Annotated in this window: 17 protein-coding genes and 1 pseudogene; 7 read left to right on the forward strand and 11 right to left on the reverse strand. The window is 44.1% G+C overall.

Going from position 1 to position 23489, the window contains the following annotated elements; all coding sequences use genetic code 11:
- Positions 1–95: 95 nt before the first annotated feature.
- Positions 96–3044: an ATP-binding protein gene (locus AC3FZD_RS17785; protein WP_488737305.1), complete on the forward strand. Its 2949-nt coding sequence runs from the start codon at positions 96–98 to the stop codon at positions 3042–3044.
- A gap of 59 nt (positions 3045–3103) precedes the next feature.
- Here the strand turns inward: AC3FZD_RS17785 and dndD are convergent, their stop codons facing one another.
- A complete protein-coding gene (gene dndD, locus AC3FZD_RS17790) occupies positions 3104–5125 on the reverse strand; it encodes a DNA sulfur modification protein DndD (RefSeq protein WP_488737306.1) in 2022 nt (673 codons plus the stop codon).
- A gap of 147 nt (positions 5126–5272) precedes the next feature.
- Positions 5273–6943: a DNA phosphorothioation system sulfurtransferase DndC gene (gene dndC, locus AC3FZD_RS17795; protein ID WP_488737307.1), complete on the reverse strand. Its 1671-nt coding sequence runs from the start codon at positions 6941–6943 to the stop codon at positions 5273–5275.
- Between the two features lie 97 nt (positions 6944–7040).
- Between dndC and AC3FZD_RS17800 the strand changes: the two genes are divergently transcribed.
- Positions 7041–8240, forward strand: a complete 1200-nt coding sequence (locus tag AC3FZD_RS17800; protein ID WP_488737308.1) for a DNA sulfur modification protein DndB — start codon at positions 7041–7043, stop codon at positions 8238–8240.
- A gap of 60 nt (positions 8241–8300) precedes the next feature.
- Here the strand turns inward: AC3FZD_RS17800 and AC3FZD_RS17805 are convergent, their stop codons facing one another.
- Positions 8301–9317 (reverse strand): DNA sulfur modification protein DndB, encoded by a 1017-nt coding sequence (locus tag AC3FZD_RS17805; RefSeq protein WP_488737309.1) that lies wholly within the window; start codon positions 9315–9317, stop codon positions 8301–8303.
- A 235-nt stretch (positions 9318–9552) separates the two neighbouring features.
- On the opposite strand from AC3FZD_RS17805, the gene AC3FZD_RS17810 reads away from it, so the two are divergent.
- From AC3FZD_RS17810 to AC3FZD_RS17820, 3 genes are all read left to right on the forward strand, one after another.
- The gene (locus AC3FZD_RS17810; RefSeq protein WP_488737310.1) at positions 9553–11076 is read left to right on the forward strand and encodes a DGQHR domain-containing protein; all 1524 of its coding nucleotides are present in this window, start codon (positions 9553–9555) and stop codon (positions 11074–11076) included.
- A 158-nt stretch (positions 11077–11234) separates the two neighbouring features.
- Positions 11235–12266 carry a restriction endonuclease gene (locus AC3FZD_RS17815; RefSeq protein ID WP_488737311.1) on the forward strand — a complete coding sequence of 344 codons (1032 nt, stop codon included), beginning with the start codon at positions 11235–11237 and terminating at the stop codon, positions 12264–12266.
- Positions 12263–13549 carry a DNA cytosine methyltransferase gene (locus tag AC3FZD_RS17820; RefSeq protein ID WP_488737312.1) on the forward strand — a complete coding sequence of 429 codons (1287 nt, stop codon included), beginning with the start codon at positions 12263–12265 and terminating at the stop codon, positions 13547–13549. The genes AC3FZD_RS17815 and AC3FZD_RS17820 overlap by 4 nt, the downstream gene beginning before the upstream one ends.
- Before the next feature lie 52 nt (positions 13550–13601).
- Here AC3FZD_RS17820 and AC3FZD_RS17825 read toward each other — a convergent pair whose 3' ends face one another.
- Complete coding sequence (locus AC3FZD_RS17825; protein ID WP_488737313.1) at positions 13602–14447, reverse strand: shikimate dehydrogenase; 846 nt, start codon at positions 14445–14447, stop codon at positions 13602–13604.
- A gap of 167 nt (positions 14448–14614) precedes the next feature.
- Between AC3FZD_RS17825 and AC3FZD_RS17830 the strand changes: the two genes are divergently transcribed.
- Positions 14615–17386 (forward strand): GAF domain-containing protein, encoded by a 2772-nt coding sequence (locus AC3FZD_RS17830; protein WP_488737314.1) that lies wholly within the window; start codon positions 14615–14617, stop codon positions 17384–17386.
- 24 nt (positions 17387–17410) lie between these two features.
- Here AC3FZD_RS17830 and AC3FZD_RS17835 read toward each other — a convergent pair whose 3' ends face one another.
- The 4 genes from AC3FZD_RS17835 to AC3FZD_RS17850 all read right to left on the reverse strand — a co-directional run bounded on the left by AC3FZD_RS17835 (position 17411) and on the right by AC3FZD_RS17850 (position 19121).
- The gene (locus tag AC3FZD_RS17835; protein ID WP_488737315.1) at positions 17411–17992 is read right to left on the reverse strand and encodes a hypothetical protein; all 582 of its coding nucleotides are present in this window, start codon (positions 17990–17992) and stop codon (positions 17411–17413) included.
- Positions 17993–18067: 75 nt separating this feature from the next.
- A complete protein-coding gene (locus AC3FZD_RS17840) occupies positions 18068–18424 on the reverse strand; it encodes a VOC family protein (protein ID WP_488737316.1) in 357 nt (118 codons plus the stop codon).
- 19 nt (positions 18425–18443) lie between these two features.
- A complete protein-coding gene (locus AC3FZD_RS17845) occupies positions 18444–18818 on the reverse strand; it encodes a J domain-containing protein (RefSeq protein WP_488737317.1) in 375 nt (124 codons plus the stop codon).
- Positions 18819–18974: 156 nt separating this feature from the next.
- Complete coding sequence (locus AC3FZD_RS17850) at positions 18975–19121, reverse strand: hypothetical protein (RefSeq protein ID WP_488737318.1); 147 nt, start codon at positions 19119–19121, stop codon at positions 18975–18977.
- On the opposite strand from AC3FZD_RS17850, the gene AC3FZD_RS17855 reads away from it, so the two are divergent.
- Complete coding sequence (locus AC3FZD_RS17855) at positions 19120–20283, forward strand: pyridoxal phosphate-dependent aminotransferase (protein ID WP_488737319.1); 1164 nt, start codon at positions 19120–19122, stop codon at positions 20281–20283. The genes AC3FZD_RS17850 and AC3FZD_RS17855 overlap by 2 nt on opposite strands.
- A 142-nt stretch (positions 20284–20425) precedes the next feature.
- Here AC3FZD_RS17855 and AC3FZD_RS17860 read toward each other — a convergent pair whose 3' ends face one another.
- From AC3FZD_RS17860 to ltrA, 3 genes and pseudogenes are all read right to left on the reverse strand, one after another.
- The gene (locus AC3FZD_RS17860) at positions 20426–20854 is read right to left on the reverse strand and encodes a DUF29 domain-containing protein (RefSeq protein ID WP_488737320.1); all 429 of its coding nucleotides are present in this window, start codon (positions 20852–20854) and stop codon (positions 20426–20428) included.
- 70 nt (positions 20855–20924) lie between these two features.
- Positions 20925–21368: pseudogene (gene dcd / locus AC3FZD_RS17865) on the reverse strand (dCTP deaminase); the annotation flags it as partial.
- 26 nt (positions 21369–21394) lie between these two features.
- Positions 21395–23149: a group II intron reverse transcriptase/maturase gene (gene ltrA / locus AC3FZD_RS17870; RefSeq protein ID WP_488737321.1), complete on the reverse strand. Its 1755-nt coding sequence runs from the start codon at positions 23147–23149 to the stop codon at positions 21395–21397.
- Positions 23150–23489: the final 340 nt, after the last annotated feature.

The following is a 23489-nucleotide window of genomic DNA, read 5'->3' on the forward strand; positions in this document are numbered from 1 at the left end:
GTAGAATATTCTATCGCCCTAGAGAAAATTGTACCAAACTATAGATCGAAAAATAAGGGTTACTCTCTAATGTTGGTGATTGAGGCACAAGTTGTATGACGTTGTTGATGAAGAATCTAGTGAAAGGCATCGTTAAGGAGCGACGAGATTATAATACTTGGGTGGCGAATGAAACCTTAGAGGATTATTCTTTGCGCTATGCCCCCAAATCATTCCGTAAATGGTCGGAATTTTTGGTGGCAAATACAGCTTTGGGAGGGATCTCATTTCTAGCCTTGGAGGCGATCGGGGCTTCTTTATTAATCAGTTATGGATTTGCTAATGCGTTTTGGGCCATTTTATTTTCGGGCTTGATTATTTTTCTGGCAGGTGTGCCGATTACCTATTATGCCGCCAAATACAGTATTGATATGGATTTGTTGACCAGGGGCGCGGGGTTTGGCTATATCGGTTCAACTATTACGTCTTTGGTTTATGCTTCGTTTACATTTATTTTCTTTGCCTTAGAAGCAGCCATTATGGCTCAAGCCTTGGAGTTATATTTTGATCTGCCTTTAGCTTGGGGATATTTGGTCTGTTCGGTGGTGATTATTCCCTTGGTTTTTTATGGGGTGACGTTGATTAATCAGTTGCAACTGTGGACGCAGCCGATTTGGTTATTTTTAATGATTTCGCCCTATATTTTTGTGCTGTATAAGGAGCCACAATCCTTTCAAAATTGGGTGAATTTTGCCGGTCATTCGGCTAGTGGTGCGGGTTTAAATACTCTGTTGTTTGGATCGGCAGCAACGGTATCTTTTTCTCTGATTGCCCAGTTGGGGGAACAGGTGGATTATTTGCGGTTTTTGCCGGAAAAAACCGCCGCCAATGCTTGGAAATGGTGGTTAGCCGTTATATTTGCTGGCCCAGGTTGGGTGATTTTGGGGATAGGGAAACAGTTAGGGGGGTCTTTTTTAGCGTCTTTGGCGATCGCCCATGGATTGGCGGAAAGTGAGGCGAAACAACCGATTCAAATGTATCTGGGTGGGTTTGCCGATATGTTTGACGATCCGGGGGTGGTGTTGCCTGTGGCTACCCTGTTTGTGATTATTTCTCAAGTTAAAATTAATGTTACCAATGCCTATGGGGGATCGTTGGCTTGGTCTAATTTTTTCTCCCGTCTCACCCATTCCCATCCGGGGCGGGTCGTGTGGTTGGTATTTAATGTGACGATCGCCCTCTTGCTGATGGAGTTGGGGGTGTTTGAGACTCTGGAGGCAGTTTTGGGGCTATACTCCAATGTGGCGATCGCCTGGATCGGGGCGCTAGTGGCTGATTTAGTCATTAATAAACCCCTGAAACTCAGCCCTTCCTATATTGAGTTTAAGCGGGCCTATCTCTACAATATCAATCCTGTAGGCTTTGGTTCTATGGCGATCGCCTCCCTCATTGCCATTATCGCCTTTCTGGGACTCTTGGGCCCCTATCTGCAAGCCTATTCCTCCTTTTTGGCTTTGGGTATTGCCCTGATTTTATCGCCCCTTTTGGCTTGGATAACTCAGGGAAAATATTACATCGCCCGTAAAAATGAACTGCGGGATCTTGTCAACCTTAGTCCCTCCCTCATTCAATGCTCCATTTGCGAACAGCACTATGAACCGGCTGATAGTGCCTATTGTCCCGTTTATCAGGGTTATATTTGTTCTCTGTGTTGTACTCTAGAAGCCCATTGTCATGACTCTTGTAAGCATACTTCAGAGAATCAATTATCCTTACCTTCCCCAGGCTGGTTATCCACTCTTCAAGAACATTTTTCTCCCCAATTTCTCAAACGGGCGATCCGGTTTTTAGGAGGCTTTTTCCTCTTAGCTGGAACCAGTGGAGCGGTTTTAGGCTTGGTGTTCTTTTTTGGAGTCTGGAAATCTGCCCAGTTTCCGGTGGAGGATGTCCGCTTAATTTCTACCCTATTTTTAGAGATCTATTCCTTGCTCTTGGTCTTATGTGCAATGGGGGCTTGGTGGTTTGTCTTAACTGAAGAAAGCCAAGAATTAGCCGAAGATGAGTTAGACAAGCAAAATTTACAACTACAAATAGAAATTCAAGAACGGGAACGCACCCATGAGCTGCTGCAAGATTTAACCCATCAGTTAGAGCAACGGGTAGCAGAAAGAACGGCAGAATTATCAGACACTTTACAGCAACTCAAACGCACCCAAACTCAATTGGTACAAACGGAAAAAATGTCAAGTTTGGGTCAATTGGTAGCTGGAATTGCCCATGAAATTAATAATCCCGTGAATTTTATCCATGGCAATCTTACCCATGCCGTCAATTATGTGGATGATTTATTAAAACTGCTCGATGCTTACCAACAGGAATGCAAACAACCGAGTCAGAAGATCGTCGAACTAGAAGATGAATTAGAGTTTTGGTTTATTCAAGATGATTTGCCGAAGCTCTTACATTCTATGCAGGTGGGAACCAATCGCATCCGGCAAATTGTTCTATCTTTACGCATGTTTTCCCGGTTGGATGAATCGGATTTTAAGGTTGTCGATATCCATGATGGACTTGAAGGTGCTTTGATGATTTTGGGGAATCGATTCAATAAAACGGGCAATAATCCAGGGATTGAACTGATTCGCAACTATGGACAATTACCCCTCATTGAATGCTATCCAGGACAGCTTAATCAGGTATTCATGAATATTTTGGTGAATGCAATTGATATTTTTGAGGAACAGAATAAACACCGCTCTTGGGAGGAGGTTGTCCAATGTCCTAACCAGATTACGATTACGACTGAGATTAAACAGCCCCATTGGGCTTCTATTGCCATTAGTGATAATGGGCCGGGAATTCCGGAAGCGATTCAGTCTAAGATTTTTGATGCGTTTTTTACGACTAAAGAGGTGGGTAATGGCACGGGTTTGGGGTTGTCTATTAGTTATGGGATTATTGTAGAAAAACATCGCGGGCAGTTACGTTGTGAGTCCGTTGTGGGTCAGGGAACAACGTTTATCATTGAGATTCCCGTTAGGCAGCTTAGTGTGCCCTCTCCCTAAATCCTTCTGCCCAGGGAGAGTTTTTTTACTCCCCTTCTCCCCTGGGAGATGAGGGCAAATTACCAAAAATAACCCTCTTTAATCGTGGTTTGGCTGGTGGTGGGGTCGTATTTGAGCAGGTATTCGCGGGTAATGGCTTCTTGATTGCGTAGATTTTCGACTTCCGTTTGGGCGATTTCTGTATCAGTAGAGAGGAGGATCACCTGGTGGGAGGCGCTGGGAAAGTAGCGCTCGATTAGGTTTTGGCGGTGGGAGGAGTCGAGACGACCGAGAGGGGTATCAATGGCTACAGGGAGTTGGCGGCCGGAGACTCTGGCGAGACCCCATAAAAAGGCGATCGCCAACAGTTGCTTTTCTCCGGCAGATAAGCGGTGTTTGGGCAGGGGTTGCCCTTCACAATCATACAGGGAGAGACTGAAATCCTTAGTATTAATAATGACGCGGTGAACGAGATCAAATTTGTGCAGCAGATAGCGGAAGCATTCAGTGACCTGGTTTTCGAGCTTGTTAATTTTTTTTAGCGTCAGTTTCTCTCGGTATTTTTTCAGTATATTTTTAACCCTAACAATGGAGTTGACGATGTGGGTGGCGTTTTCCCGTTCCAGAAATTTCTCGCTGTAGTCTTGGAGTTCTTTTTTGGCTTCATTAATGCGTAGCTCAAGGTCTCGCAGTTGCCGATTTTTGTATTCTAAATCGATTTCGAGTTTAGTCTTTTTGTCGTTCGCTTGTTCTTTTTTGTCCCTTAAGTCTTGATAGATTTCAGGCGAAGCAGCAACGGTGAGTTTGCGCTCGATATCCATCAGTTGCCGTTCTAATTTTTCTAGCGCTGCGGATTCAACTTTGGCTTTTTCTCGTTGGCTGGGAATATCGTAGGCGATTAGTTTTTCTAGGGTTTCAACTTCTGCGGATGTGGCTTGCAGCCAAGTTTTTTCAGGGGGTAAGATTTCCTGTTCTAAATGATGGTAATCTTGCTGTAAGAAGGATTCTATATCGGTGGTTTGGGTGTGGGAAAGTTCGAGGGTTTGCAGATAGTCGAGCAAACGGCGATCGCGCTCTTGAATGCGATCGCGGGAAATTTGCGCTTTTAAGGACTCCTGTTCCGCTTTTCCTTGGGCGATCGCCTGATTGATTAAAGGTTCAATCAGACTCAGGGGTAAGGAAGTAGCAGCTAAATTCACCAGTACATCGCGAGTCTGCTTAATTTTCCCTTCCTCACTCTTTTTCTGTAAATCAAGCTGATGGCGTTCAGCCGCGATTTTTCCCCCCTCGGAAACAAACTGATTTTCGGCTTCTTTAGCCTTGCTTATCGCTCGTTTGAGCATTTTTTCCGTATTTTTGATCTCTTGGCTTATGCGCTCCTTTTCCCCGTCATATCCCTTGAGTTTGCGGTCAATTTCTTCTAAATTGCCCAATTCCTGCTTATCGGCGATTTTCTTTTGCTGACGACGGGAGAGGATGTCTAAGTCGGTGTCTAGGCGATCGGCTAATTCTAACCCCAATAAAGACTGAATCGCTTGCACTACTAAGGGAGGGGGAGCATCAAGATCGGCCAATTCTTTCACCTGTTCCCCATCAAATAAAAACAGATTGGAAATACCCAAAGGTAACAGGTTTTCGATATAATCATCCCAAGTATCTCTAAGGGTATTTTCTGGAAATTCACCATTCAAAATTCCCAAGGTATCCTTACTATCTTGCTTTGTCCAATAGCGGATAATTCGCAGTTGCGTATGGAATTGAGATTCTGGGTCATCGGGGTTTAGGGTGTCGGTTTTGGCAATTTTGCTGCTATCCCCAGAAATAATCTGCACCAAAAGTTCTAATCGGGTTTTTTCTGAGTCTGGAGTATGGCGATTAATGCATTGTTTGAGAAAGTTACTATAACTGAGATTTCCTCGCGTGGAACATTCGGCTCGATGACCATAGAGGACTAAGCGAATGGCATCCATGAGGGTCGTTTTTCCGCCCCCATTCATTCCCCCTAAGAGGAGGATGGGTTTACCCTCGTTGGGGCGCAGGTTGAGGACTTGTCTACCACTATAGGGGCCAAAGTTTTCTAATACGAGTTCGAGGAAGATCATAAATCAATTAACAATTAACAATGAATAATTAACAATGAATAATTATTGCCCTCTCCCTGTATCCCTCTCCCCAGGGAGAGGGACTTTTACTCCCTTCTCCCTTCGACTTCGCTCAGGGCAGCGCCTGGGGGAGAAGGGGGATGAGGGCTAACCCTTCTGAGCAGAGGAACCAAACTTAAACTCTCCCCAACCTAAACTGAGTTGTTCGGTTGCGGGTGGGGGTTCGGATTTGGGTTGGTTGTCGGGATGGTTGGGATCGGTTTTTTCGGGGTGTTTAATGAAGTCTTCAACTTTTTCCGCGTCCCCGGCTAAAGCGGCGGTTTTTATTTTATGTTTAAAATGGGCCTGTTGAATGGCTTTTTCTCGTTCGCGAGAACTGCTTTCAAAGCATTTGCTCAGAGCCTCATAAATGCCGGAGCGACTGCTTTTGTTTTGATATTGGCGCTCGGTATTCAGGAGTTTGGCGAGTAGCTCGAATTCCATGGAATCCTTATCGGTGACTTCTTCGAGAACGCTCCATTCGTCTATACCAAGGAGTGTGCGATCGCCTTCTGGACGGCGATCGATAAATTCTTCTCCCATAACTTCTTGATAAATTCGGGGTAAGCTATCTTCAAATTCATGTTTTTCTTCTAGCCAAATGCGGCGAATTTCGCTTAATTCTTCCGGAGTAATCAAGGTTATTTCTCCCATTTCTGGCGGTGCGGTTTGGCGAATTTGTACCTGTGCTTCGAGCAGTCGTCTGAGTAAGTATTCCCGCCATTCTTTTTTATAGGGGCCGGGAATTGGTTCTAGTTTAGTTGAAGGATCTTTTTCATGAGCGGGTTGTTTTTCCTCGGTTTCAACTTTGCGTTCAAACAGTTCTACTTTTCCATAAATGCGCCGAAAATCTCGTTTATCGCGATCGCTTTTTGGATCGAGTTCATTGCGAAGATCTAAAAGCGGTTGCAACCATTCCTTTTCTTCATCATTTTGGATCATGGCTTCCATGGATTTATCCTTATCAACTAAGGTACAAACCCAGCACCCAAAGCGAGAACTGCCACAACTAGGGGTTGAGGTATCGACGACTAGGGGACATTCGTTATCAGCAGTTGCCCCCCGATACATGGAAAAGAGGTCTTTGTTATTGATTCCCCAAGGATTTTCCCATTGCATGAGGTACATCCAAACTTCATCCGTTCGCCAATCTTCAATTGGACTGTATACTAATGAATTTGGTAAGCAGGGATTAGGGCTTAAGCGTTCACGCAGTCTTTTAGCTTCATACTTTTGTATCCGTACTGCACGTACTAAGCTTTCAGCTTTACGAACTCCTAAAACAATAATAGTTTCTCCATAAGTTCTAATGACTTCCCGGATAAAGAAGTTAACTGGCTGAATTTTCATTCTTTCCGTACACCACCGAAAACCTGGGCGAGGCGCAGGATATCCTTTCCCAAGCAAACAAACCCAGAAACTATCTTTGAAATTTGGATAGAGTAAGTGAGGCTCAATCGGCATTTGCTGCTCTTTTGCCGACTTTCTAATATTTCTGATCGATTCTTTTACCCAAGTAGCAACAATCGGATTTTCAACTAGGGTATCTGTGGTGATAACATGAACCGTTTTAGTTCTGCGCTCTATCGGCAGTCTGGATAAGGCATTCCAGATAAGCTGTAAAATTACGGTTGAATCCTTACCACCACTGTATCCTATCACCCAAGGAATTTCATCGAGACAGTAAAGATCCTGAATTTCCTCAATGAGTTTCTCAATGGAAATGATAAACTCATTGACGGTACGCGGTGGCAAGAGTGAAGGCTTAGTTGCTGTCATGACGAAAAATAAGTATTTTTGAGGTTGGTAATGTTATATTTTTTTGTTACTATATTAAAATATCAGGTAATTACAACTTTTTACTACATTCTTAAGCATGTCTACACATAGTGACGCAAACACTCAACAGCCATTAGCACTTGAGCAAGTTTTAAGCCCCTACTTTGCTCAATACTACCAAGATAGGTGCTATCCTGCCTTGATTTTTCATCAGGGAGGCCGGAAGATGTTGCAAATCAATGTTCCTGCATATGATCTATCGAATCTTTTACAAGCTAAACCTTCTACTAAGAATAATCCTGATTCGGGAAAAAACCGCCCCGTGGTACAGCAACATGCTGAAGAAATTAAAAATTATATTCGAGAAAGGGTTCACAAAAATAGGCCATGGGTATTAGGCACAATTACAGCTAATGTTGATGATTCCCAAATTAAGCTTATTGAACTAGGGCGAGGTATGGGTTTAGTGGTGATTCCAGGTAATGTGAAGTTAGATATTACTGATGGGCAGCATAGAATCCGTGCAATAGATGAATTAACTAGAGGTTCAGAAATCCAAATCATTGGAAATCAATATTTTCCTATCACTTTGATTTTAGAATCCGATCTAAAACAATGTCAAACTGATTTTCGTGATATGGCACAGACTAGACCTTTGGATAAATCGCTACTTTTATCATATGGGGAATTTGAAGGGCGTATTGGTATAGCTAAAAATTTGATTGAAGCTGTCCCAATGTTTTTCAATAAAACTGAACAATCTGAAGTTACAGCAGCCACACGAAGAGAATATAAGCTAATTTATAAGATTAATTATATTGTTCAATTGGTTGGTTGTGCTTTCAGTAATAATCCCGACGCTGAACTAAAAGATTATGATGTTGAGGCTTCATCCAATGCTTTGGTGAACTGTTGCAACGAATTTTTCCAAAACTGTAGTGACACCAAATATATTTTTGAAACTGAGGTTGATACCTTAACTTGGGAAGATGTGGTCAGATTCCAAAATAAGTGTATTTTGAGTACAAGTGCTGGTTTACAAATTCTAGGGAAATTATTCTATATGACGTATGATTCCCATCAAAACACTTTTGATTCTCACAAAGTGCGGGAACTTTGTCAACTAGATTGGTCAATAGGTAGTAACTTATGGGTAGATAATTTAGTTAGACCCAACCCAAATTCTAGAGATCCTAACAAACGATATAAAATTTTATCGGGTAGGAATAATATGACACCAGCCGTTAATCGAGTTAAACAAGAACTAGGGTGGCTTGATACTGCTTCACTGTTCTAAACTGCTCTAAATCTTCATTCTGATTTTATGTCATGAGTTAGGTTAACCTCCTAACCTGACTCATGTTTCCAAAAACCCCATCAAATACTCCCGCATCCAAACCCTAGCAGCAGTAGAAACCGGAAAGCGTCCCTTAATCATAATCGAATCTTGCCAAACCGGGTTAGCCACCGACCAATCCACCGCCGCCAAACCCTGTAAGTAAATTTCCCAGGACTCCGGATACAGAGACAACAGGGTAACCCCTACCTCTGCCAACCCCCAAAAGGCGATCGCCTGACAACAAACAGAATCTCCTCTAACTTCCCACGCCCTCAACTCCCCCGTCAACACCGATCGCCAAACTGGTATCACCTCCCCTATCCCCCGCCAAAATAACACCGCTTGCGCCACAGTCACCCCCCGATCGAGCATATGCTGTATTGCCGGATACACCATCGACAGGGTAAACAGCTTACCTGACTTCGCCCCTAAGCGGCTCCGTTCCAAATCAGTTAACTCCCGTAAATTTCGCACATTGCGAACAACTTCTAATACCCAACGGTTGCCCCATTGCCGATGGTTATACAACCACCCCAACCCCGGATCGAGAGCTATGCTATGGCAATTGAGATCGTAAAACATTTGCTGCGATCGCTCCAATCCCATCGCCAAAAAGAAACACACCGCGATCGTCTCATATCCCAGCTCTGGATGCTCCTGTAATGCCCATTCCAGCGCCATCCGACGATGCCACCCATCATTAATAGTTAATGTGGCATCCATGGGCACATACAAGCGCCCCATCTTCCAATCTTCCCCTTCCTCACTCACCGGTTCAAACCGCGTATCCCCATCAATAGCCACCATCAGCGCCGGTAAAATATAGCTGTCTAAATTGTCTAAAATATAACGGCATAAACTCCTGATCCGAGACCGAGAAGGCGATCGCCCCACCCGCAACACCGGATCGCTCTCCCCCATCCCCACCGGGAATAGCTTCGGTAAAAACCGCAGAGGACACATCGATGTATAATACTCATCTCCCCCCTGAATCCCCCGAACCACTGGTAGCACATACTCAAACGCCGTCAACATCACCCTTTCCCCCCGCGACTCCCCCAGTATGACACACTTTTTAAAAAGTTGAGTCAGTTTTAGAAAACTTATTGCCCCTCTATCCCTCTCCCCAGGGAGAGGGACTTAAAACCCCCTTCTCCCGTGGGAGAAGGGGGCAGGGGGAAGAGGGCAAACCAACCAACATCAATGAGATAATCAACCTTAACCCCAATTTTTAATTTTTAATTTGTAATTTTTAATTTTTAATTCCCCCATGACCATTCTCGACCCACTCCCACCCCACCAACTCCTCGTTCAAAAAACCCAAATGGGACAAAGCCAAGCCTACCTCGCCTCCGTCACCCTCGAATGGCTCTCTAACCATGTCCGGTTTGCCCACCAACTCCCCCTCTTTCAACACAAATTCGACCCCCAAACCCACAACCCCATCCGGGATGCTGAAACCATCGAACACCTACAACAGCGCCCCCTTGACTGGTCGCGCCAAGCCCCCCTCGCCCAATATCTAGCTGTCCGTCGCAACCACAAATTCCCCCCCATCCTCGCCGTCGTCAGTCCGCCCTGGGTCGATGCACCCCATGCCCCCGAATGGGACAGAGAAGATCGGGCTACGGAGTCGGCCGCCCCATTTACCCCCCTCAACCGCGACCAAACCCTGGGACTGCTCGACCTCGATCGCAGTATCTCCCTTTTTGCCCTCGATGGCCAACATCGGCTCATGGGTATCCAAGGACTCATGGAACTCATCCGCACCGGTTCCCTACCCAAATACAAGAAAAACAGAAAGCCCACCGGCTCCAGCATCACCGCCGAAGACCTCTATCAGCACTACCCCATCACCCCCAGCCAACTGCAAAACCTAGCCCAAGAAACCATCGGTCTCGAAATTATGCCCGCCGTTCTGGCTGGGGAAACCCGCGACCAAGCCAGGGGGCGCATTCGCTCGATTTTTGTCCATGTCAACCTGATGGCGGTGCGCCTGAGTGCCGGTCAACTGGCGCTTCTGAATGAAGATGACGGCTTCTCTATTGTCGCCCGTCGTCTCGCGGTTAATCATCCTCTACTGAAGGCAGAGAGCGATCGCCACCCTAGAGTCAACTTTGACAGCGCCACTGTCTCCACCAAATCCACCGTTCTGACTACTCTTCCCGCCCTCAAAGACATGGCCCAAGCCTATCTCCAGCATCCCTACCCCCACTGGAAACCCACGGAAAAAGGACTGATTCCCCTGCGCCCGGAAGACGAGGAACTCGATGAGGCGATCGCCATCTTTTCCACCCTCTTCGACCACCTGGCCAACCTCCCCAGCTACCAGAGCCTAGAAACCGGAGCTTTGTGTACCGACCTGCGCCGCTTCAGCTTTGAAAGCACCGACGGCCAGGGTCACATGCTCTTCCGTCCTGTTGGTCAAATCGCCCTCATTCGGGCGATCGGTATCCTCATTTACCAGCACCATCTCACCCTAGACCGCATCTTCACCCAACTCTCCACCTACGACACTCAAGGTGGATTCAGTCATATCGATCACCCCGAATCTCTCTGGTACGGTATCCTTTTCAACCCCACCAAAAAGCGCATCCAAGTCTCCGGCCGGGATCTAGCCACCCGTCTGCTCATCCACCTAATCAACGACACCCCCGACACCCTAGAGAGGGCCCAACTGCGCCAAGATCTCGCCAATGCCCGCACCTTCCAAGACAAAGCCCTCAACTTCGATGGTAAACTGGTTCATCCCCGGCAACTCACCCTACCGAGTCAACTCAAAAGTAATCCTTAAAATTCACCCTCTCTCTGTCCCTCCCTGTCTTAGTGGTGTATCGCCCTCAAATAGGTCTAAATAACTTCACAGGGCAAAAATAACAAAAGGAGAGAAAACCTAGGGGCAGGCGATCGCCATTCTTGCTAGTATTTTAATTACACTATTTTTTCACGATCATGGACAACTACACTAGAGATATCGCGACCTTACAATCTCAGGCAACCCTCTGGTGGCCTGACACTCTAAAAAAACAAAATACAGCCATCAGTATTTTACCCAGATTACTAGAAACACAGGATGATTTTATTGCCCTGTTACAACTTAATAAAAGTAGTCCTACACAAATTTTTAATTTAATTAAAGCAGCCAATTTTCCTCCCAATTTATTTCTTAAGCATTTATGTATTCTTTCTGACTATGGTGGAGAACCTATGCAACGTCTAGGAAAAAGCTTTACCAATATTTTTACCAAAACTGATTACACAGGAAAGCGAGTTATGGATTATATGTGGCGAGGCAACAGTTATCAGTATCTTTTTGAGTCAATGCCTGTTAAAAGTTTGAGTAATGCAAAACTTCATATTGATGGTCGTGGATTACAAAAAAATAAACCTTTAGATGGACTTAAACGTGATATGATTATGGTATTGCTACATGCCAGCACTTCTAATGTATCAGATCGAGCGGGTTTAGATAATTGTCTGATTGGTTCTTTACTTGGGGATGAAGTTACATTACAGAATTATATCCGACAAAGATATATCGTTGTTAGTCGTATCACAGGTGGAGCGAATGCAAATTCTATGGGACAATTAGCCCAAAATTATGTTGTTCAATATTTAAAGCAAAAACTGGGGAATCAGTTAAATATTATCAGCAATGGTTCAATCGAAATAGAAACTCGACATCACCAGGAGACAATACCTTTTGATATAGTGGTCAGCAATCTAAACAAAAAGGTTGGTATTGAAGTCAGTTTTCAAGTCACGACAAATAGCACCATAGAGCGTAAAGCTGGTCAGGCGGTAACCAGAAAAACAGCGATCAATGAAGTTGGACATAAAATCGCCTATATTATTGATGGAGCAGGGAATTTTCAGCGCTCCGCCGCTATTTCTAACCTTTGTAAGAATAGTGATTGTACAGTGGCTTATTCCGATCAAGAGTTTGATGTGTTGGTTGATTTTTTGCGTGAGACTTTACTATGATCCGTTTTATTGATATTTTTGCTGGTATTGGGGGAATGAGACTGGGTTTTGAGCAAGCCTGTAAGGATTTTGGAGTGGACTGTGAATGTGTTCTGAGTTCGGAAATAGATCAAAAGGCAATTGAAACTTATAAACTCAATTTTGGGCAGGAACCTTATGGAGATATTCAGAAAATTGATCTTGTCCCTAACTTTGATTTTCTGCTGGCTGGTTTTCCCTGTCAACCCTTTTCGTATGCTGGCAAGCAAAAAGGGTTTGGTGATACTAGGGGAACACTATTTTTTGAAATCGAAAGACTACTGAAGTCTTATCAACCTAAAGGGTTTCTTTTAGAAAATGTTAGAGGTCTGACCAGTCACGATAAAGGTAGAACATTTAAAACCATTATTCATCGTCTCGAAAAATTAGGCTATGAAGTCAGTTATTTATTGTTAAATAGTAGCAATTTTGGCGCACCTCAAAATCGTATTCGTATTTATATTATAGGGCAATTAGGAGCAAAACCTATACTCACACTTAATTCTGATCGAGGTGCGGTGGATTCCCATACTTTTAAGAAACAGTGTTATCAAATTAATCTTTTTAATCCAGGTAAATATCTAGTTAAAGTCAAAGATATTTTAGAGACAAAAGTATCAGGAAAATATTTTTTGTCGCCACAATTTGAACATCAGCTATGTAATGCTGTTCAGGGTCAATGGGAAAAGCTCCATGGAGTTCGTTTAATTGATTTTCGCGGCGGAAATTCTCTTCATTCCTGGGATTTAGGAATTAAAGGTCAATGTAGCGAAGATGAAAAAGACTTTATGAATGCCTTGATAGCCCACAGAAGGCATAAAAAATTTGGAGTTCACCAAGATGGAAAAAGTTTAACCTTAGAGCAAATCAGGACTTTTTTCCATCGAGATAACATGGACAAGATTATCGATTCCCTTATTCAAAAGAAATATTTAAAAGAAGTTGAAGGTAAGTATAATCCCGTGAGTGGGAATATGTCCTTTGAGGTGTTTAAATTTCTCGATCCAGAGAGTATTTCTATCACTCTGACTTCATCTGATGCTCATAAGTTAGGTATAGTCCACAATGGTAGACCTAGACGTATAACTCCTCGTGAATGTGCAAAATTACAAGGATTCCCAGACAGTTACAGGATTCATCCAGATGATAGTGCAGCTTATAAGCAGTTGGGTAATACCGTAAGTGTACCGGTTATTCAAGCGATTGTAGCCGATTGGATCGGGAATAATTACTTACACAAAAGTAAAGTTGTCCATCAAAGGTAATCCTGAATCAAGGATTAGTCTGTTGACAGACCTTGCTCTTTTCAACCCCCACTTACAGCGCATCCAGGAGCGCCCGACGCATCACCCCAACGGGAACCGGTTCATCGAGCCAGATCTGGAGGGCGGCGGCTCCTTGCTGAACGAGCATTTCTGTGCCATCAATGGTGAGGAGATCGAGCGATCGCCCCAATTTCAACAACTGAGTTGGACGAGGATTATAAATCAAGTCGTATAATATCGCTCCCTTGGGCAACTGAGCCAACAGTTCCTGCTCCATGGGCGTATCATTAACATGAGGAGACATGCCGATGGGGGTGGTATTCACCAACAAGGTCGTCTCAGAGAGCAGATCCGGTAACTCATGCCATGGATGGACGCTCACAGGACTAGACCAACTCTTTTGAAAGGCTTGCAAGCGCTCCAGATTCCGTCCCACCACATGCACCTGCTTAACCCCTAACTCCAAACAACCCGCAACAACGGCTCGGGCTGATCCCCCATTGCCCAAAATGACCACTTGTGATTCTGACCACTTCTGACGCTCTTCTTTCAAAGGAGCAATAAATCCCAGCACATCCGTATTGGTTCCCTCCCATCCCCGCTCGGTGCGCCAAACCGTATTCACTGCACCCATGGCTTGGGCTAGTGGGGAAATCTGGGATAGATAAGGCATAATTGCCTGTTTATGGGGAATGGTAACATTAAAGCCAACCACCCCAACGGCTTGAAATCCCTCTAGAACAACGCCCAATTGCTCTTGTTTGACTGGAAAGGGGATATAGACATAATCAGCCCCTAGATGGGAAAGGGCCGCATTTTGCATAATAGGCGATCGCGAATGTTTAATCGGATCGCCAATAATTCCCAGTAAACGGGTGGTTCCTTGAATCTCTTGCATGGGTTTAATCTCTCGCCAAAAGAAGGCCTTGTACAATCAGGGTATCATTGAGATTGATTGCATAGCTAAATCCGTTCAGATTCAGGTTGCACGATATGATCGCCAATGAGAGCCACCCCCTGACTCCTTCTTCTAAATACTCTACTGGTCTCGATTTGGCCAGGGGAATGAAAGCCAAAACCCGGAATTATCGCACCCTGATTTCTACGGTGTTTTTCTGGACTTCTGCCCATCCCTTGCTGACGATTAAGGTATGCCAGGTGATTGCAGATGCTGAAGATGCGCCTATCATTGGTCGCGAAGAAGAATGGATTTCTAACTTAGTGCAAAGGGAATTAATTCAGAATTGGGAAAACCATGAAGAATTAAAGCATTTACGCAGTATTCGCGATCGCCTCTTACAGCCGCAACCGGCCACCTTAAATCTGCTTAAATTGTATAAAAAAGTATTGATAGAAAAGGCAATACTGGCTAACGAAAGTCCGGAACAGCGAGAGTTACGGACGATGGGGTTAGTGATGCGAGAAGAAGGGCGGTTATTAATTCATAACCGTATTTATGCCGGTATTTTTAATGCTCAATGGGTTGAGAAGGCGATCGAAACCATTGAAACCGAGTTAGAAGTAGATGAAACGGAATTCCTGAAAACCTTTACCCAGCTAGAGCGCAAATTACTCGTTTCTCAAGTCGATTTTCTCTCTGATGCCCAAACCCCGGAAGAAGGCCATCAATCAGCCCAAGCCCTCTATGAAGTGCTGCGAGATGTAACTTCTACGGTAGGACAGTTGCTCCGGGCCGAGCGCACCACTATCTTTTTGCTCAATGAGGAGAAAACCGAGTTATGGTCTTTAGTCGCTCAAAATGAACAGGGTGAATTTTTGGATATTCACGTTCGAGTGGGGGAAGGGATTGCCGGAGGAGTAGCCCAACTGAAACGGGTGATTAATATTCCCAATAATGTCTATGAAGACCCCCGATGTAAGTTGGTGAAAGAATACGATCAAAAGTATAATTATCGCACTCGTAATATTTTAGCTTTTCCCATTTTAGATGAGCAAAAGAATGTGGTAGCGGTTATTCAATTGCTCAATAAAATTCAGTCCAAATCGGCCAGTCCTCAATCGAGCCAAGTGCAAGGCTTTACCCGCAAAGACTTAGAGCGCTTGGTTAAATGCGTGCTTCCCATTCGTCAGATTTTGCAAGCCTGCCAATCGTCCTATAAAGCGACTAAAAAATTACGAGCGACTGCGGCACTGACGGAAGCGACGCGATCGCTCGATCAGATTAACCTAGATACCCAAACCGTGTTACATCGGGTGATGAATACGGCGAAAAAACTGATGAATGCTGACCGCTCCACCCTGTGGTTATACGATCCCCAAGCCGGGGATTTATGGACAGAGTTACCCGGAAAAGGTAAAGTTCGATGCCCGATTGGGGTGGGATTTGTCGGTGAAGTTGCCCAAACCAAACACACTCTCAATATTCCCTTTGACCTCTACAACGATCCTAATGCGGAAAATGCCAAACGCACTGATGCCCAAACCCGCTATCGGACTTGTAGTTTACTCTGTATGCCCATAGAAAGTCCGGAAGGGGAATTGCTCGGTGTTACCCAATTGGTCAATAAGCGCAAACCGGGTAATCATCCGGAATATAATAAAGACGATTGGCCGGCAGTTCCGGATTATTTGAAAGCGAGTTTTGACCGCAACGATCAACAAACCATGCAGTTATTTAATGAACGGGTAGCGGTATTGCTCCAGTTCATTAGAAGCCATGAAACGTTGAAAAAACAAGCCCAAATTAATCCGATTGAGGTGACCCAACAAAGCTTAATTTTGCTGAGTCAAATGGAGCTGGATCGAATCTCAAATCAGGAGGCTGCTTATCATTCTTTAGGGCATTTTCTTCAACCCTTACATCGTTCTATCGAACAGGCGATCGGGGTAGCTAAAGCCACTTTATTTGTTCTTGATTCTCACCGCCATCAACTCTGGTCTGTGGTTTTCGATGCTGACAGAAACCCTAAATTGATTACGGTTTCCACAGAGCAAGGGTTAGCAAAGACTATAGTCAGTACCCAAGACTTTAAGGGAACCAACAAATTGGGAAATTTAGCCGATCCCTTAGTGGTTCAAGGAGCTGGAAAAATTGCTAGTTATAGTCAGTTATTTCTCTTTCCCCTCATGAGTGAGCAGAAGGAATTAGTGGGAGTGGTGCGGTTATTTAATAAACAAACTGAAGGTCGTCTCGATCCCAAAGGATTTAACCGTAGTGATGCCGATCGCCTGGGAGAGTATACCCAGTTAATTACGCCTATTCTCCAAGGCTTCCAATCCTTCTATACTGAAATTCCTACCCTGAAAAAATCGGGTCTGATGGTTGATCCATTAACTCATGCTCTGAATCTGATTAAAAGCAGTAGTAGTTCTGAAGAAGAAATCATTCGTAATGTGATGCAAGCGGCTAAAACTTTAACCGATGCTGACCGCTCTACCCTTTGGTTAATTGATAGAACCAATAACCAGTTATGGACGAAACTGCCTCAAAGTGATGGCTCTTTAATTGATATCCGTATTCCTATGGGAGAGGGATTTGCTGGTCGTGTTGCCCTCACAGGACAACCCTTAAATATTCCTTTTGATTTGTATGATTATCCGGGATCGGAAATTGCCCAACAAACGGATAAGAAGACGGGCTATAGAACCTCTAGTTTGCTCTGTATGCCAGTCTTGTCCAAAGATGGGCAACCCTTGGGAGTCACCCAGTTGGTGAATAAGCGTAAATCAGGACAGTTTCCTGCCTACGATCCCAGCACTTGGCCCCAAGCTCCAGAACAATTTAAGACCAGTTTTAGTGTTAAAGATCAAGAGGATATGGAGGTGCTAAATGCCCAGGTAGGGGAAGTGTTACCCGGAATTTTAGAGGAGAGTTAGGTTTGGGATCTTCTAGGGGAGTGTCTATCGGGAAGACAACCACTGAGCATCGGGTTCTAAAATCCAGAGGGTATAGTCTGGAGAATTGGGGATAATGATAATTTTATCTCCCTTTTGGGTGAGACGTAGGGCGATTTCTGAGGCCTGATGAATATCAGAAAAGCTTTTAAACAGGCTGTAATATTGGTTGTTAAATTGGAGTCCTTCTAGGCTATCGTTTAAGTCGGGAACTTTAATATATCCGAGTTGATAGGCTTCTGAAGAACTAAGAATTTTATAGGGAGGTTCAGGTGGATTGGCAGGGGTTTGAGCTTTCTGTGATTTTTTTTCGGAACGGGAAACGGGAGATCCTTGGGCTTCTTCGATCCAAACAGCGCTTCCTTTGGGAGTGGGAGTAATAATGACTTGATCTCCCCGTTTACTGAGGCGTTGGGCGATGGTTTCGGCACGTTGGCTGTCTGTAAATACCTGAAATAGACTATAGTAGCGTTCGTTGAATCGAATGGCAGCAATGGCACGATCTAAGTCTGGTACGTTAATCCGACAAGGTTTATATTGGCTGCGATCGCTGAGAATTTGGTAAGAGCTTGCTGGGGAATTGACCATTTTAATTGAGAGAGAGATAGATTTAGGGCTTTTATTTATTGTAAAAGTGGTTGGCTATCAATGTCTTAAGGAAAATTACAGATTTTGATGGAGGATCAACCGATTACCATCGGGATCGTAGATATAAATTTCCTGACCATGGGAAGCGGTTTGAATTTCTCCAGCAGGAGGATAACCTAAATGATTGAGGTGGGCGATCGCCTCCTGAATATCGTTAACTTCTACACACAAACTTATTCCTCCTGGGGTAGAGGAGCGAAATTCCTGGCGATCGCGGGGCTGAAATAAGCCCAAGCGCAACCCCCCAACGACAAACTCTATGTACACCCCTGGAATTTCTCCCTGTCCTTGGATCTGGAGCAAGCTACTATAAAAAGCCTTGAGCTGTTCTAAGTTTTCTGTTGCGATCGTCACCCAGAGTTCAGAAATCATTGCACTGTAAAGAACTCCACTAATCCAACCAGTTTTGCATATCCCGGCTATGCTGACGAATATAGTCATCTAGCACCCGGTTATAATCCTCTTTTGTGGCTTGGGAAAAGCCAGAGGACTGATAAGCCTGCGGTTCAGGGGGGGTTGCCCTTCTCCAAGGGCGATCGCCCCCAGGTACGGATGGCATCATCAAATTTTGTTTTAACTTTAATTGCTCATAGGCTCCATTAAGCTGTTTAATTTTTTCTTGAGCTTTGTTATAGAGGCGGGGATGATGTACAAAGCGGTCAGGATGCCAGACCATAACTAAATCCTTGTAGCTTTGGTGAATTTCCTCAAAACTAGCGTTAGGGGCCACTTCTAGAATCTCATAACAGTGATGTAAGTGACGCATAACGACAACTCCTGTCGAGAAATAAACAATAGTTTGCAGCAAATTGGGTCAGTTCAGGGACTTTCCACACATCAGTTCAAAAAACATTGCGTTTCCAGTTTTTATTTAAATTAACTTCACACAAGGATTAGTAACTTCGATTACCGAATGTAAGGGCTATGTTACAAACTCAAAGGCTAAAAAAAGTTGAACCTCTACCAGAAACCCGGAATTCTCTGCCAGAATAGACAGTTGGCGATCGCCAAGCGACTGGGCAGGAGTATCGCCTTTAATTAACCTCAAACCAGGATCTGGAGGAACCATGAAGTTAGCATCTCGTGTGGCACAAGTAACCCCTTCATTAACCTTAGCCATCACGGCTAAAGCTAAGAAAATGAAAGGATCGGGGTTAGATGTGTGTAGCTTTAGTGCGGGAGAACCGGACTTTGATACCCCGGATCACATCAAAGCGGCTGCACAAAAAGCCCTTAGTGACGGAAAAACTAAATATGGCCCAGCATCAGGAGAGCCAAAACTGAAAGAGGCGATCGCCGAAAAGTTAAAGAAAGATAACGCTCTTAACTACCAACCCGAAAATATCATTGTCACCAATGGGGGCAAACACTCCCTCTACAACTTAATGATGGCCTTGATCGAAGCGGGAGATGAAGTGATTATCCCGGTTCCCTATTGGGTTAGCTATCCGGAAATGGTGGCTTTAGCGGGAGGAAAATCGGTTTTAGTTGAAACGGATGCCGCCACTGGCTATAAAATTACCCCAGAACAACTGCAAAACGCCATTACCCCCAATACCAAACTGTTTGTTCTCAACTCCCCCTCGAACCCTACAGGGATGGTTTACAGTCCAGAGGAAATCAAGGCTTTAGCCGAAGTGGTTGTCAAAAATAACCTGTGGGTGGTCTCCGACGAAATTTATGAAAAAATTCTCTATGATGGTTCAGTGCATCTGAGTATTGGTGCAGCCAGTCCAGAAGCTTTTGAGCGTACCATCATTAGTAACGGGTTTGCTAAAGCCTATGCCATGACCGGTTGGCGGGTGGGCTATCTGGCTGCTCCTGTAGAGCTGATTAAGGCCTGCAACACCATTCAAGGTCATAGTACCTCTAATGTATGTACCTTTGCCCAATATGGGGCGATCGCCGCTTTGGAATCTTCCCAGGACTGTGTAGAAAAAATGCGCCTAGCCTTTGATGAACGACGCAAAGTGATTGTAGAGCGTATTCAAGCCATTCCCAAACTATCGGTCGCTGAACCCAAAGGTGCGTTTTATGTCTACGTCAGCATTGGTCAACTGGGTCTGAAATCGGCTGATTTTTGCGATCGGTTCCTAGAAAACTACTATGTAGCCACTATTCCCGGTGTTGCCTTTGGTGCAGATGACCACATTCGCCTCTCCTATGCCACAGATATGACCTCTATCGAAAAAGGTATGGAGCGGTTAAGCCAATTTGTCGGAACTTTGTGATTTTGGCGATCGTTGTCAAACCCTGACTAAAATCAGGCAAAGAGAGTATAAAACAGTAGTGCAAACATCTCGCTCGCGGTCAAAAGTGAGCAAGATGCTCGCACTCCCGAAATTGGGAAAATAGGCTAGTCCATAACGCTCATTATTTCGGTAAAAAATCAGAGCAAAAAATATCAGTTAACTCATAGGGACAAGTGTCAGGAAAAATAGATAAACCCGTCTCTTTTTCTGCACTCACCATTGCCAAAGGATAGACGGTTTCTAAGATCTCACCCAGTTTGGGTCTTAAACTGGGATTTTCCGATAATAACTTCTCTAAGCGCAAGCGTTTTTCTTTAATGGTCAGTTGCCAACTGCGAGAGCGAAAATTAGGCTGAAATTCCCATTTCAGCAAGTGCATAATCAAGACTTCTAATCGACTCTCTAGTTGCCGCTTTTCCAAACGCCCCATATCTTCAATAGCTTCTGCTAAATTGCGCCAGTCGATAAACTTTTCCTCCTGATTTTTTAACCATTGAGCTTGCTGTTGTGTCCAACCATAAAAGTCTTGTTCGTATGGCATTCGATTCATGTTTCTATCCTGTCCTGCAAGGTATGCCCCCCTGCTGTGGGAGCAGGGGGATGAAGGCACAATCTTAAACTTACACTTTCGGTAAAACCACTTGGTGAGTTTGATCCTGATACTTACCTAACCGATCCTGATACGTGACATTACAGGGTTCGCCCTCAAAAAATAACAATTGGGCAATCCCTTCATTGGCATAAACCCGACAGTCAGCACTCGAAGAATTGGATAATTCTAAGGTAAGATGACCGCGCCAACAGGCTTCTGCGGGGGTAGTATTGAGGATAATCGAGCATCGCGCATATGTGGATTTACCCAAACAAATGACGGTGATATTGGGGGGAACCTCTAGACGCTCTAGGGCAACCCCTAAGCCGTAGCTATGGGCGGGAATGATAAAAAAGTCTCCCTGTTCATCCTGGTGTAGGGGAACGGATTCGAGGTTGTCAGGATTAAAGTTTTTGGGATCGACAACTGTGCCAGGAATGTGCTTAAAAATGAGAAATTCTTTAGGGCTTAGTTAAACTAAGCTAGAAGGTCACCCTTCTAACTCGTCTTCAAAACCGGACATGAGACTTTCACCTCATCCGGCTCCTCAAAAACTTGGCTATTGTCATTAGCACTAAAATCTAGTGATGTCTTTTTGTTGTGACAATGACCGTGTATTAGTTGGAGGTTTTTGTAATCATTCTTTCCTTCTCTGGATTTTGGAATGATATGGTCAACTTCCATCACGTCACCGTCCTTAAATGTTAACCCACAGATACTACATTTTCCTTTTTGCTTTTTAAGAAGCGTTGAGGTTCTTGTTGGCATTTGGGGGTGTCTACCTAATCTGGATGCCCAGTAAGTGTCTTCTCCATTAAAAGGGGAGGCATTACCTCTAACCTTTGTATGCCGTTTAATCTCTGTATCTCTAGGGTCGATTAGTTCACAGATGTCTTTAACTCCAAACGTCCATTTTTTACCCCCTCTTTGGAACCAATATTTGTCATTAATCCATTGTGAGGTTTTATTGGGATGTCTGTAGAATCCCCATCTTTTCAACTTCCAAAACAGTAAGTATTGTATTAAAGAAAAAGCCTCATTAGCGCAGGTCGTCGAGTAATAGTTACACCATCCTCTTATTATCGGGTTGACTCTCTTAATTAGAATCTCCTGTTTGGCGGCTCTATGTTTCTCAATTTCCTTGGCTAGGGTTCTATATACCTTCTTGATGCTTTCTTTAGAGGGTTTTACAATGGTTTTAAATCCCTTGGGTATTCCCTGGGTATTTTTACCACTGGAGTGTACGCCATGTTTATATTGTTTGACATTGAAACCTAGAAAATCAAATCCTACTTTACCTTCGTGTTCTACCAAGGTGTGAGTGATACTCGTCTTTTCGGGTTTGAGTTCTAGTCCTATCTCCGTTAACCATTCCGAAATGATTGTTTTACACTCTTGGATTACTTCCAATTCCTTGTGAAAAACCACAAAATCATCTGCATATCTGACTAATTGGAGTTCTTTCAGGTTCAGATTTTTTGTTCCCTTCAAAGTTGTTGCGAATTCCTTAATCCTGTTTTCCATGCCGTGCAAGGCGATGTTTGCCAGGAGAGGGGATATCGCTCCTCCTTGAGGGGTTCCTTCATCCGTAGGGAACCATTCTTTTTGGGACATGAAACCTGCTTTTAGCCAAGACCTTATCTGTCTTCTTAGAGAAGGGTAGGTATCAATCTTTTCTATCAGCTTATCATGGTTTATTTTGTCAAAACATTTGGCTATATCTGCATCCAACACATATTTTGGTTTGAACCTGATGGTGTTAAAAATTGCTTCTATAGCATCATGGACACCTCTACCTGGTCTAAATCCATAGCTATTGGGTTCAAAGACCGCTTCCCATTCTGGTTCCAGGGTGAGTTTGACCAGGGTTTGTTTTATCCTATCTTCAATAGTAGGAATCCCTAGTGGTCTTTTTTCTGTTTTTCCAGGTTTGGGAATCTCGATTCTTCTTACCGATTTAGCCTTTCCATCTAACTTAATGTTATTGGCGAGTTCAAGCCTTTTGCGAGGGTCAACAGATTTAATTCCGTCTATCCCTGCCGTCTTTTTGCCCCTATTATCTTGGGTGACTTTCCTCGTTGCCAACAACTTAGCTGACCAGGACTTACTTAGCAGTTTTTGGAGTCGGCGAACTAATCTGACGTTTCCACTACTTTTAGCTTGATAAATTCTCTTTTGCAGCTTGAACACCATCCTCTCGATTTGTCTCCAGGGGATGTCGTTCCATTTATACCTCAGATTGACTGGGTTCATAACATATACACTGCTACTTGTGACTTTATCTTCCAAGTTTTCGTGAGTCTGTCAGCTTATCCATCTCCATTACAGAGAGGCTTTCGCTTTTGACTCAATCCTGTCACTTATGTCCTTGCGCTGGTTACTGCTCAACTTTCGACCTTGGTTGAGAGAAACATAAGTGATTACCTCGTTCCTAGTATCCATTTTTTGTTAGCTTTAGAGCCTTCCTTTCCACCGAGAGTTATTTTGGGTACAAATGAAGTAATCCGACACTACTTCATCGTTTTTACTCTGTTGACTTTTGTCTCGCAGCCTATCAACCCATTTGGCTACTTCTACGTGACGATGGGTTACA

This window comes from Roseofilum sp. KMC-1, assembly GCF_057802075.1.